This window comes from Nocardia sp. NPDC055050, assembly GCF_053608345.1.
Map to the genome: position 1 here is coordinate 1 of NZ_JBSGVG010000060.1, position 11600 is coordinate 11600.

The 11600-nt window shown below is 66.0% G+C and carries 13 protein-coding genes; 8 read left to right on the forward strand and 5 right to left on the reverse strand.

The window, feature by feature from the left end:
• Positions 1 to 110: 110 nt before the first annotated feature.
• On the reverse strand, positions 111 to 1397 hold the full coding sequence (locus tag ACWGCN_RS33700; protein WP_452459583.1) for a thymidine phosphorylase: 1287 nt from the start codon (positions 1395 to 1397) through the stop codon (positions 111 to 113).
• A 27-nt stretch (positions 1398 to 1424) separates the two neighbouring features.
• Complete coding sequence (locus tag ACWGCN_RS33705; protein ID WP_378996739.1) at positions 1425 to 1826, reverse strand: cytidine deaminase; 402 nt, start codon at positions 1824 to 1826, stop codon at positions 1425 to 1427.
• A gap of 290 nt (positions 1827 to 2116) precedes the next feature.
• Here ACWGCN_RS33705 and sdhC point away from each other — a divergent pair, with 290 nt between their 5' ends.
• From sdhC to ACWGCN_RS33730, 5 genes are all read left to right on the forward strand, one after another.
• Complete coding sequence (gene sdhC, locus ACWGCN_RS33710; RefSeq protein WP_358179944.1) at positions 2117 to 2521, forward strand: succinate dehydrogenase, cytochrome b556 subunit; 405 nt, start codon at positions 2117 to 2119, stop codon at positions 2519 to 2521.
• 1 nt (position 2522) lies between these two features.
• Positions 2523 to 2957: a succinate dehydrogenase hydrophobic membrane anchor subunit gene (locus ACWGCN_RS33715; RefSeq protein WP_378996741.1), complete on the forward strand. Its 435-nt coding sequence runs from the start codon at positions 2523 to 2525 to the stop codon at positions 2955 to 2957.
• Between the two features lie 34 nt (positions 2958 to 2991).
• Complete coding sequence (gene sdhA / locus ACWGCN_RS33720; protein WP_378971801.1) at positions 2992 to 4743, forward strand: succinate dehydrogenase flavoprotein subunit; 1752 nt, start codon at positions 2992 to 2994, stop codon at positions 4741 to 4743.
• The gene (locus tag ACWGCN_RS33725; RefSeq protein WP_378996743.1) at positions 4743 to 5513 is read left to right on the forward strand and encodes a succinate dehydrogenase iron-sulfur subunit; all 771 of its coding nucleotides are present in this window, start codon (positions 4743 to 4745) and stop codon (positions 5511 to 5513) included. Before sdhA ends, ACWGCN_RS33725 begins: the two co-directional genes overlap by 1 nt.
• Before the next feature lie 139 nt (positions 5514 to 5652).
• Complete coding sequence (locus ACWGCN_RS33730) at positions 5653 to 6162, forward strand: DoxX family protein (protein WP_452459582.1); 510 nt, start codon at positions 5653 to 5655, stop codon at positions 6160 to 6162.
• Between the two features lie 106 nt (positions 6163 to 6268).
• Here the strand turns inward: ACWGCN_RS33730 and ACWGCN_RS33735 are convergent, their stop codons facing one another.
• Positions 6269 to 7159 carry a fructosamine kinase family protein gene (locus ACWGCN_RS33735; RefSeq protein ID WP_387448734.1) on the reverse strand — a complete coding sequence of 297 codons (891 nt, stop codon included), beginning with the start codon at positions 7157 to 7159 and terminating at the stop codon, positions 6269 to 6271.
• Positions 7160 to 7362: 203 nt separating this feature from the next.
• Between ACWGCN_RS33735 and ACWGCN_RS33740 the strand changes: the two genes are divergently transcribed.
• Both ACWGCN_RS33740 and ACWGCN_RS33745 read left to right on the forward strand, forming a co-directional pair.
• Positions 7363 to 8592, forward strand: a complete 1230-nt coding sequence (locus ACWGCN_RS33740; RefSeq protein WP_378635489.1) for a cytochrome P450 — start codon at positions 7363 to 7365, stop codon at positions 8590 to 8592.
• Positions 8593 to 8644: 52 nt separating this feature from the next.
• The gene (locus tag ACWGCN_RS33745) at positions 8645 to 9337 is read left to right on the forward strand and encodes a TetR/AcrR family transcriptional regulator (protein WP_452459581.1); all 693 of its coding nucleotides are present in this window, start codon (positions 8645 to 8647) and stop codon (positions 9335 to 9337) included.
• A gap of 15 nt (positions 9338 to 9352) precedes the next feature.
• On the opposite strand, the gene ACWGCN_RS33750 is transcribed toward ACWGCN_RS33745, so the two are convergent.
• Together ACWGCN_RS33750 and ACWGCN_RS33755 are read right to left on the reverse strand one after the other, a co-directional pair.
• Complete coding sequence (locus ACWGCN_RS33750) at positions 9353 to 10024, reverse strand: JAB domain-containing protein (RefSeq protein WP_452459580.1); 672 nt, start codon at positions 10022 to 10024, stop codon at positions 9353 to 9355.
• 114 nt (positions 10025 to 10138) lie between these two features.
• Positions 10139 to 10321 (reverse strand): type II toxin-antitoxin system VapB family antitoxin, encoded by a 183-nt coding sequence (locus ACWGCN_RS33755; protein WP_378635482.1) that lies wholly within the window; start codon positions 10319 to 10321, stop codon positions 10139 to 10141.
• A 246-nt stretch (positions 10322 to 10567) separates the two neighbouring features.
• On the opposite strand from ACWGCN_RS33755, the gene ACWGCN_RS33760 reads away from it, so the two are divergent.
• Positions 10568 to 11464: a phenylalanine 4-monooxygenase gene (locus ACWGCN_RS33760; protein ID WP_452459579.1), complete on the forward strand. Its 897-nt coding sequence runs from the start codon at positions 10568 to 10570 to the stop codon at positions 11462 to 11464.
• Positions 11465 to 11600 lie beyond the last annotated feature (136 nt).

The following is an 11600-nucleotide window of genomic DNA, read 5'->3' on the forward strand; positions in this document are numbered from 1 at the left end:
CGAAGGAGCAAGCCCCGGTGCCTGACCGGCGGCCCCTCAGGGCCGCGGACACGCGCGCGCCAGCGCGCCAAAAACACAGCGTCAAACCGTCCTGGGACTACCAACCCTTGTCAGCCGATCCGCCCGAGCACCAACTCCCCTGGCTTCCCATCCGGCGCGGACTCGATCGTCACAGCTCCCTCGAGCGCCGCCAAAGCCCCAGCAAATGCATCCGGCGTATCCGTGTGCAACGTCAACAGCGCCTGCCCCACCACCACCAGGTCCCCCGGCTTGGCATGCATCTCGATCCCAGCGCCCGCTTGCACCTTCTCCCCTTGACGAGCACGCCCCGCCCCCAACCGCCAAGCGGCAACCCCCACCCCCATCGCATCGAGCCAGGTCAGCACCCCACTCGATTCGGCCCGCACGATCTCGGTATGCCGAGCGACGGGCAGCGCAGCGTCCGGATCCCCACCTTGCGCCTGAATCATCGCCCGCCAGTGATCCATAGCCCGGCCGTCAGCGAGAACATCAGCAGGATCGATATGCAGCCCGGCTTGCGCGACCATCTCGCGGGCGAGCGTCAAAGTCAGCTCGACCACATCCGCAGGTCCCCCACCAGCGAGCACCTCCACCGACTCGGCCACCTCCATCGCATTGCCCGCGGTCCGCCCGAGCGGAGTATCCATCGCGGTCAGCAAGGCAACCGTGTTCACACCCGCATCGCGCCCGAGTTCGACCATCGCCGTGGCGAGTTCGCGAGCGCCGTCGAGAGTCTTCAAGAAGGCACCCGACCCGACCTTCACATCCAGCACCAGCGCCGCTGTCCCCTCGGCGATCTTCTTGCTCATGATCGAACTCGCGATCAACGGAATCGACTCGACCGTCCCCGTCACATCCCGCAGCGCGTAGAGCCGCTTGTCGGCCGGCGCCAGATCAGCACCCGCCGCGCAGATCACCGCGCCGATCGCCGGGTCGGCCAGGGTCTCCCGCATCCGCGGCACCGTCACATCGGCCTGCCAGCCGGGGATCGACTCGAGCTTGTCCAGCGTCCCACCGGTGTGCCCGAGCCCTCGCCCGGACAACTGCGGCACCGCGGCCCCACACGCGGCCACCAGCGGAGCCAACGGGAGGGTGATCTTGTCGCCGACCCCACCGGTCGAATGCTTGTCGACGGTGGGTCGCGGCAGGTCGGTGAAGTCCATCCGGCTGCCCGACCCGATCATCGCCGCCGTCCACCGCGCGGTTTCGCGCCGGGTCATCCCCCGCCACACGATCGCCATGGCCAGGGCCGACATCTGCTCGTCGGCCACGATCCCCCGGGTGAACGCGTCCACCACCCAGTCGATCTGTGCGTCGGACAGCTCGCCGCCGTCACGCTTGGTAGTAATGACCGAAACCGCATCCAGTGCCGTCATGGCGCCAAGTCTGGCACTGCTACCCGGCTACTGCTGCCCGGCCGCCAGATCATCCGGTCCGAAGGCGTAGGGCAGGAGCTCCGACAGCGGCTTCGGGCCGTCGGCGTGGTCCACCAGTAGTTCGCCCCCGCCGTGTTCGAACAGCAGCTGACGACAGCGCCCACACGGCATCAGGATTTCGCCGCGAGAATCGGTCACCGAGACGGCGACGAGACGGCCGCCACCCGACGCAAATAAGTTACCGACGAGTACGCATTCGGCACACAGGGTTAGCCCATATGAGACATTTTCCACATTGCATCCGCTCACAATTCGGCCATCCGCGCTGAGAGCAGCGGCGCCGACCGGGAAACCCGAGTACGGGGCGTACGCCGACCCCATTGCCCGAATTGCCATGTCATGCAACGTATTCCAGTCGATTTCGGGCACCGATAACCTCCAGCCGATCCCGCCGAACACCGGGAAACAGGGGCCGAAACACCAGTATCCGGCATCGAGAAAGGTAAACCTAACTCGCCTGTTTTACGCGCAACGCACGGCACGCCGAATTAGTTCCGCGAAACAGAGGGGATTAGAGTTCACCGAAGATCGGTTCAGGTTCCCGGCGGCGGGCCAGCGCTCGAGAATACAGCGCAGCCACCTGGGCATTTGCCTCTCCACGCATGCCGGCGTCGGATCTGTGACCGGGTCCATCAACGACGTTGGAGGCACCGCACTCTATGACCACGATAGAAGCTCCGGCTCCGGCCCAGCCGAAGCGGAAGACGCTGTACCGCGGCGACCCTGGCATGTGGTCGTGGGCGCTGCACCGGATCACCGGTGTCACGCTGTTCTTCTTCCTCTTCGCGCATGTGTTGGACACGGCACTCGTCCGGGTCAACCCGGATACCTACGACCACGCGATCGAGCTCTACAAGAACCCCGTCGTGGCGTTGATGGAGATGGGTCTCGTCGTCGCCGTCCTGTTCCACGCCCTCAACGGTGTCCGGGTCATCCTGGTCGACTTCTGGTCCCAGGGTCCGCGATTCCAGAAGCAGATGCTGTGGATCGTCCTCACCATCTGGGTTCTGGTCTCCGCCGCGGGCGTCGGCCGCCAGTTCTTCTACCTGCTGACGGAGCACTGATATGTCTGCACCTGTCCTCGGCAAGTCCTACGATCGCCCGGCCAGCCTCGACTCCCCGCGTTCGCCGCGTGGCAAGTCGAACGGCAACTTCGAGAAGTACGCATGGCTGTTCATGCGCATCTCCGGCCTGTTCCTGATCGTTCTCGTGCTCGGCCACATGTTCATCATGCTGATGATCGACGGCGGCGTGAACCGGCTGAACTTCGCGTTCGTGGCCGGTCGCTGGTCGAGCCCGTTCTGGCAGTTCTGGGATCTGTCCATGCTGTGGCTCGCTCAGCTGCACGGCGGCAACGGTCTGCGCGTCATCATCGACGACTACTCGCGCAAGGACTCCACCCGGTTCTGGCTGAAGGTCATCCTCGTGCTGTCGATGATCCTGGTCGTCGCCGTCGGCACGTACGTCATCTTCACCTTCGACCCCAACATCACAGGTTAGGAACAGGCCACCTCGCATGAGTGAATCCCGTCCGATTCAGGAGCATCGCTACGACGTGGTCATCGTCGGCGCCGGTGGCGCGGGCATGCGCGCGGCGATCGAGGCCGGCCCGCGCGCTCGCACCGCGGTCCTGACCAAGCTGTACCCGACCCGTAGCCACACCGGCGCGGCCCAGGGTGGCATGTGCGCCGCGCTGGCCAACGTCGAAGAAGACAACTGGGAATGGCACACCTTCGACACCGTCAAGGGTGGCGACTACCTCGTCGACCAGGACGCCGCGGAGATCATGGCCAAAGAGGCCATCGACGCGGTCATGGACCTGGAGAAGATGGGCCTGCCGTTCAACCGCACGCCCGAGGGCAAGATCGACCAGCGTCGTTTCGGTGGCCACACCCGTGACCACGGCAAGGCGCCCGTGCGTCGCGCGTGTTATGCCGCCGACCGCACCGGTCACATGATCCTGCAGACGCTCTACCAGAACTGCGTCAAGCACGACGTCGAGTTCTACAACGAGTTCTACGTGCTCGACCTGGTGATGACCGAGTCCGATCGTGGCCCCGTCGCCACCGGCGTCGTCGCCTACGAGCTGTCGACCGGCGAGATCCACATCTTCCACGCGAAGTCGATCGTGTTCGCCACCGGCGGCTCGGGCCGCATGTACAAGACCACCTCGAACGCGCACACGCTGACCGGTGACGGCATGGCGATCGTGTTCCGCAAGGGCCTGCCGCTCGAGGACATGGAGTTCCACCAGTTCCACCCGACAGGCCTCGCCGGCCTGGGCATCCTCATCTCCGAGGCCGTGCGTGGTGAAGGCGGCATCCTGCGCAACGCCTCCGGTGAGCGCTTCATGGAGCGCTACGCCCCCACCATCAAGGACCTCGCGCCGCGTGACATCGTCGCCCGCTCGATGGTGCTCGAGGTGGCCGAGGGCCGTGGCGCCGGCCCGAACAAGGACTACGTCTACATCGACGTGACCCACCTCGGCGCCGACGTGCTCGAGGAGAAACTGCCCGACATCACCGAGTTCGCGCGCACCTACCTCGGCGTGGACCCGGTGACCGAGCTGGTGCCGGTCATGCCGACCTGCCACTACGTCATGGGTGGTATCCCGACCAAGATCCGTGGCGAGGTGCTGCGCAACAACACCGACGTGGTCCCCGGCCTCTACGCCGCCGGTGAGTGCGCGTGCGTCTCGGTGCACGGCGCGAACCGTCTCGGCACCAACTCGCTGCTCGACATCAACGTGTTCGGCCGTCGCGCCGGCATCGCGGCCGCCGAGTACGCCAATCGCACCGAGTTCACCGAGATGCCGGAGAACCCGTCGCAGATGGTGATGGACTGGCTCGAGCTGATCCTGTCCGACCACGGCAACGAGCGCGTGGCCGACATCCGCACCGAGCTGCAGGCCACGATGGATGCGAACGCGGGCGTGTTCCGCACCGAGGAAACCCTCAAGAAGGTCCTCACCGATATCCACACGCTCAAGGAGCGCTACACCCGGATCACGGTGCAGGACAAGGGCAAGCGCTACAACAGCGACCTGCTCGAGGCCGTCGAGCTGGGCTTCCTGCTCGAGCTGGCCGAGGTCACCGTCGTCGGCGCGCTCAACCGCAAGGAATCGCGTGGCGGCCACGCTCGCGAGGACTACCCGGACCGCGACGACACGAACTTCATGCGGCACACGATGGCGTACAAGGAGGGCCCGGAGCTCATCTCCGAGATCCGCCTCGACTTCAAGCCGGTGGTGCAGACCCGCTACGAGCCGATGGAGCGTAAGTACTGATGACTGCTGTTATCGAACCCACCAAGCAGAAGCCGGCGCCGGTCCCCGAGGGCTCGGTCATGGTCACCGTCAAGATCGCCCGGTTCAGCACCGAGGACGACAAGGGCGCGCACTGGGACTCGTTCCAGGTGCCGGTCCTGCCGACCGACCGCTTCCTCAACGTGCTCATCTACATCAAGTCCTACCTGGACGGCACCCTCACCTTCCGGCGCTCCTGCGCCCACGGTGTGTGTGGCTCCGACGCCATGCGGATCAACGGTGTGAACCGGCTGGCCTGCAAGGTGCTGATGAAGGACATGCTGCCCAAGGGCGACAAGACCCTCACCATGACCGTCGAGCCGATCCGCGGCCTGCCCGTGGAGAAGGACCTCGTGGTCGACATGGAGCCGTTCTTCGACGCGTTCCGCGCGGTGAAGCCGTACCTGATGACCTCGGGTAACGAGCCCACCCGCGAACAGATCCAGAGCCAGGCCGACCGGGCCCGCTTCGATGACACCACCAAGTGCATCCTGTGCGCCTGCTGCACCACGTCGTGCCCCGTGTACTGGACCGACGGCAGCTACTTCGGCCCGGCCGCGATCGTGAACGCCCACCGCTTCATCTTCGACAGCCGTGACGAAGGCGCCCGCGAGCGTCTCGACATCCTCAACGACGTCGAAGGTGTCTGGCGCTGCCGCACCACCTTCAACTGCACCGACGCGTGCCCCCGTGGCATCGAGGTCACGAAGGCGATCCAGGAAGTCAAGCGGGCCCTGCTCTTCACCCGCTGACCTTCTCGCTTCTCAGGCCGTCCACGCCGAAAGGTGTGGGCGGCCTTTGTCGTTGGTCGGCACTTGCGGGGAATGACGACAGGGTGGATAGTGTTACTATCCATAGTAGATAGTGTCAGTATCCATTCTGGGAGTACTTATGATCACCCTCGTCGCCCTGGTCGGCTCGCTCGTCGTCTTTCGCACGCTCGGAGCGCTCGGCGTACCCCGTTTCGCCTCGTGGTCCGCCGGCGCCGCCCACGCACTGGCCGTCATGCTGATGATGACGGGCACCGCGCACTTCATGCCCGCGAGCGTCACCGTGATGCCCAACTACGCCGACATGGTCGCCATGATCCCGCCCTTCGTCCCGTTCCCCGGCTTCATGGTCCTGGCCAGCGGCGTCCTGGAACTCCTCGCCGCGGTCGGCCTGATCCTCACCCGCACGAGGTGGATCGCGGGCTGGGCCCTGGTGCCGCTGTTCCTCCTGCTCCTACCCGCCAACATCTACGCCGCCCTCAACGACATCCCGTTCGCGGGCGAGCCCGCATCGCCCCTGTGGCAGCGAATCCCGGAACAGGCGCTCTACATCGGGTTCGCAGTATGGGCGACCCGATCGGCACCCCGAGTCCTGCCCGCACTACGGCGACAGGAGCCGTCGCCGATCTGAACACCTGACCGACAAAGGCCATCAGCGTCGAATGATGTTGGTGGCCTTCGCCATTGACAACCAGTACCCCTGCCTCTTTCCGACGCACCATGTCCCGTCAGACGCACTAGCGGTAATGGGAGGCCGCGTCCAAGACGGCGGTTCGATAGGAACGGCCGAAGAGGACGGCGTGGGCCAGGAGGAGGTGGAGCTGATGGAGGGGGATGCGGGTTTGCCAATCGGGGGCCAAGGGGTGGACGTCGTTGTAGGCGGCGACGATTCGGGGGAGGTAGGGGGCGCCGCCGAAGAGGGACAGGGTGGACAGGTCCGTTTCGGGGTGGCCTCCGTGGGCGGCGGGGTCGATCAGCCATGGGGTGCCGGAGGGGCCCCAGAGGATGTTTCCCGGCCAGAGGTCGCCGTGGATTCGGGCAGGGGCTTCGTCGGGGGCTTCGATGTGGATCGATTCGATGTGGGTGGCGTCGGCGGGGTCGAGGGCGCCCGCGTCGACGGCGAGTTTCAGGTACGGCAGGATTCGGCGTTCGCGGTACCAGGTGGGCCAGTCCTCGCCGGGGGTGTTGTCGAGGGGCAGACCGGCGAGGAAACCCGTGGCGGCAGCGCCGAATTCGGGGGCGCCCGCGCTGTGGGTCACCGCCAATCCCGCACCGAATCGTTCGGCGGCAGCGGCGGTCGGCTCAGCATGGTCGACCCACTGCATCAGCAGCAGTTCATCGGTCTGCGCGTACAACTCCGGCACCGCGACACCACCGGCCTCTCGCAGCCAGCGAAGCCCTTGCGCCTCCGCCGCGAAGAGTCCGGACGGAGCGGGCGCCCGCTCGGCGGTCGGGGCGGCGGACACCCCGCCGGGCCAGGTCTTCAGGAACAGATGCGTCCCGTCGTCGAGCAAGATCCGCTCGGCAACGCTGATCGACCCACCCGCGACGGGCGTCGTCCGCAGCCGCTGATGAGCGAGGAACGTCGGAAGCAGGTGCGGGTGCGCACGCAGAAACGGCAGGTCCACGCCGCCATCTTGCCCAGGACCGCTGGTGGTGGTCGGCGAATCGGAGGATCCCGGGCCGGACCACGCCTCCCGAGCCCATGGAACCAGTTTGTGAACAGGTATTACTAAACACTGTTCATAAACGGTTCCGACGTGGTTTCATCGTGGTGAACGTGTTCCACATCACGGTGCGAAGTCCGCGCACCGGATCGAAGGAGACTGCCGTGACCAGCACAAACATCCCCGCGGGATTCGATTTCACCGATCCCGACCTCCTCGCCAGCCGATTGCCGATCGAGGAGTTCGCGCAATTGCGGCGCACCGCGCCGGTCTGGTGGTGCGCGCAGCCCGACCGCGCCAGCGGGTTCGACGACGGCGGGTACTGGGTGGTGTCCAAGCTGGCCGACATCAAGGAGATCTCGAAGAATCCGGAGGACTTCTCCTCGCACGAGAACACGGCGATCATCCGGTTCAACGAGGAGACCACGCGCGAGCAGATCGACATGCTCGGCAACATGCTCATGCTGAACCTGGATCCGCCGCAGCACACCAAGATCCGGCGCATCGTGTCGAAGGGCTTCACCCCGCGCGCGGTGGAGAATCTGCGGGCCGCGCTCACCGAGCGGGCCGAGAAGATCGTGTGGGAGGCCAAGAAGTCCGGTCGCGGCGACTTCGTCGAGCAGATCGCGTGCGAGCTGCCGCTGCAGGCCATCGCCGAGCTGATCGGCGTGCCGCAGGAGGACCGCATGAAGCTGTTCGACTGGACCAACCAGATGATCTCCTACGACGATCCGGAGTTCGAGGGCAATCACCACACCGCGACCGCCGAGGTGATGGGCTACGCCTGGAACATGGCCGAACAGCGCCGCGGCTGTCCGGCCTCCGACATCGTCACCCAGCTGGTCAACGCCGACGTCGACGGCGAGCACCTCGGTTCGGACGAGTTCGCGTTCTTCGTGATCCTGCTCGCGGTGGCGGGCAACGAGACCACCCGCAATTCGATCACCCACGGCATGAAGGCCTTCGTGGACAACCCGGACCAGTGGGAGCTCTACAAGCAGCAGCGTCCGCGCACCGCACCGGACGAGATCGTGCGCTGGGCGACGCCGGTGACCGCGTTCCAGCGCACCGCGACGCGTGACCTGGAACTGGGCGGGCAGCAGATCAAGAAGGGCCAGCGAATCGGATTGTTCTACAGCTCGGCCAATTTCGACGAGGACGCCTTCGCCGACCCGTTCCGGTTCGACGTCCTGCGCGATCCCAACCCGCACGTCGGCTTCGGCGGCACCGGAACGCACTACTGTGTCGGCGCGAATCTGGCCCGCCTGGAGATCGACCTGATGTTCAATGCCATTGCCGACGCGATGCCGAACCTGCGCCAGGTCTCCGATCCGGTGCGGCTGCGCAGCGGCTGGCTCAACGGCATCAAGCGGTGGGAAGTCGAATACGCTTGAACCGACACATGATCGAAGGGGTGGCCGCTTGACGGGCAAGGCACGTGGCCGTGTGCCTGTCGTGACCGACGCCGATATCCGGCGGGTCACGCGGGCGCTGCTGGCCGGGCAAGGCCCCGATTCGGTCACCCTGCGGGCGATCGCACGCGAACTCGGCGTCACCGCGCCCGCGCTGTACCGGCACTATTCGTCGCGCGACGAGTTGATCGAGCGGATGCGGGTGGAGTTCTGCGCCGATCTGGCCGAGTTCCTCTCGACCGAGATCGAGCCGCTGCCCGACGACGGCGCGGTGCAGTTCCTGGCCATCTGCCGGGGGTTCCGGCATTGGGCGCTGGCGAACCCGCGGGAATTCACGCTGGTGTTCGCCTCGCCCACCTCGGGGCGGCCGATGATGCGCCGCTTTGACGAGCCCTTCGGCCGGATCTTCCTTGCCGCGGCGGGCAGGCTGCTGGCGAACTTCGAGATCGCCACCCCACCGGGCGAGACCATCCCGGCCGCGTTGCGCGAGGACCTCATCGGCTTCCAGACCGACCTGCTGGCCATGCTCTCGGAGTCGGGACAGAAGTTCCCCGCCGAGAAGCTGGATCTCGGCGTGACCTACCTGATGGTGCAGATCTGGGCCCGGCTGTTCGGTCACGTCACCCTCGAGGTGTTCGGCAACTATCCGATCCCCCTGGCCGATCCGGAGATCATGTTCGACGCCATGCTCGCGGATCTGGCTCGCACCACCGGTTTCGCAGGCTGAGGCGCGTCCGCGCCGTCAAGGGAAAGGCGGTGCGGTGGACCAGGTTTCGCCCGCGACCACGATGTGGTCGAGGTAGCGCAGACCTACCGTGCGGGCGGCTTGGTGGAGCAGGGTGCTGGCTCGGCGGTCGTCGGGGCTGGGGGCCGGGTCGCCGGAGGGGTGGTTGTGGACCACGGCGAAGGCTCGGCCGTCGTGGCGCAGGACGGTGTTGAGGATTTCCCGGACGGGGACGGCGACGTGGTCGATGGCGCCTTCGGCGACGAAAGCGCGGTGGCGCAGACGGTTCTGGGTGTCGCAGACGAGCACGAGAAGTCGCTCCACCCGGGCGCCCGCGAAGAGCGGGATCGCCGCTGCCGCGATGTCTTCGGGCGTGGTGAGCTGCGGTAGCGAATCGGTGGGCGTGCGTGAGCGGGTGCCGAGGTGGAAAGCCGCGACGACCGTGGCGGCTTTGGCCGGGCCGATGCCCGCGCGAGCGGCCAGTTCTTCGGGGCGGGCCGCGGAGAGTTCGGCCAATCCGCCGTAGTCGCCGATCAATTGGGCGGCGACCTCCAACGCGGATCGGCCGCGAGTCCCCTGGCCGAGCAGCAGCGCCAGTAGCTCGCCGTCGCTGAGCGCGTGCGGGCCCAGCATCAGCAGCCGCTCGCGCGGACGTTGGGCAACAGGCAAACTCGCGATCGGAACCGACATCGTTTCCCCCTGCGGATCGGTGACTGACTGTCGATGATCGCAGGGGGTACCGACAAGTCCGGGCTACCCCTCGGCCACCACGTGGGTGACGAAACCCGAACCCGGATCCACCCGCTAGGTGGGCTCCGCGCTGAAAACCGAATCGGCCATCAGCCGTTCCAAATTGCGTAGCTGGCGTTCGTGCACAACGATGCGGCGCAGCGCCTCGTTGACGGTGGCATTGCTGTCGGCGGTGCCCATGATGTCGGCCGCAGCGGCCAGCAGGCGCTGATCGAGATCTATTCGCAGGTTGCGCACGCATCCTCCTCTTCTACGATCGCAATCTTGCGTGATGGCGGCTCGGCTCGTCCGCTAATTCACCGCGTCGTTACCGAAACCACGCGTTCGCAAGTCCACACAGCGGCAGTCGGCATCGGACAGCAAGCACACAGAAAACACAGTTCACCGCCGGAATCCGACGGCGACCACCCCTGCAACTGTGCAGTTTGCGTAGTTGCCGGCGTGGTTGTTGTCGCGACGGGAATGCGGTGCTTGCCTGGAGTCATGTTCACCGAGGCCCAGCTCTACTCGCCGGTGACGCGCGAGCGTGACGGCGATGTGACGGTGCATCTGAGCGATGACCACCCCGGCGTGCACGACGAGCACTACCGCGCGCGCCGCAACGCCATCGCCGCGCTCGCACTCGACTACTCCCCCGGCGCCCCCGTACCCCACATCGACTACACCGATGACGAGCAGCGGGTATGGCGGATCGCCTCGGCCGAGCTGGCCCGCAAGCACGAGGTCTATGCCTGCCGTGAGGTCAGGGAGGCAGCGGGCAACCTCGCCCTCCCGCACGATCACATCCCGCAACTCGACGAGGTGTCGCGGCTGCTCACCCCCCTCTCCGGCTTTCGCTACGTACCCGCCGCCGGCCTCGTTCCGCTGCGCGAGTTCTTCGGTTCCTTCGCCGACCGCACCTTCCACTCCACCCAGTACATCCGCCACCACTCCGCCCCGCTGTACACCCCGGAACCCGATGCGATCCACGAGATCATCGGCCACGCCAACCAGATCGCCAGCCCGCGTTTCGCGGCGCTGTACGAGACGGTCGGTGGCGCGGTGGCGCGGCTGGAGACCGACAGCGCGCTGAAATTCCTCGCCGATGTCTTCTGGTTCTCGCTCGAGTTCGGCGTGGTCAGGGAGAACGACGAAATCCGTTGCTACGGCGCCGGACTGCTGTCGTCCTATGGCGAGATCGACGAATTCCGGCACGCCCTGCTCCGTCCGCTCGATGTCGCGGAGATGGGCACCATCGCCTACGACATCACCCATTACCAGCCGGTGCTGTTCTGTGCGGATTCGGTGGACCAGATCGTCGGCGTGCTCGGCGAATTCTTCGCGACCATGGATGACGAAACACCGGCCAGACTCGGTCACCCCACCCGGGCTGTCTCGTAGCTATCTCCGAAAACGTTGCTACAGAACACAGTTCAACATTTTGTGTTTCTCACTTGTTGGGACCCGACACGCGCGACCGATGCGCGACTGTTACCTTCGACCCGTTCTTCGAGCTTTTTGAAAGGGTCGGGTAGAC

What these genes read in the sequence shown, in the direction of transcription:
- ACWGCN_RS33700 (WP_452459583.1), bottom strand. Translation starts at nt 1,397, where the DNA reads ATGACGGCACTGGATGCGGTTTCGGTCATTACTACCAAGCGTGACGGC.
- sdhC (WP_358179944.1), top strand. Translation starts at nt 2,117, where the DNA reads ATGACCACGATAGAAGCTCCGGCTCCGGCCCAGCCGAAGCGGAAGACG.
- ACWGCN_RS33715 (WP_378996741.1), top strand. Translation starts at nt 2,523, where the DNA reads ATGTCTGCACCTGTCCTCGGCAAGTCCTACGATCGCCCGGCCAGCCTC.
- ACWGCN_RS33725 (WP_378996743.1), top strand. Translation starts at nt 4,743, where the DNA reads ATGACTGCTGTTATCGAACCCACCAAGCAGAAGCCGGCGCCGGTCCCC.
- ACWGCN_RS33730 (WP_452459582.1), top strand. Translation starts at nt 5,653, where the DNA reads ATGATCACCCTCGTCGCCCTGGTCGGCTCGCTCGTCGTCTTTCGCACG.
- ACWGCN_RS33750 (WP_452459580.1), bottom strand. Translation starts at nt 10,024, where the DNA reads ATGTCGGTTCCGATCGCGAGTTTGCCTGTTGCCCAACGTCCGCGCGAG.
- ACWGCN_RS33760 (WP_452459579.1), top strand. Translation starts at nt 10,568, where the DNA reads ATGTTCACCGAGGCCCAGCTCTACTCGCCGGTGACGCGCGAGCGTGAC.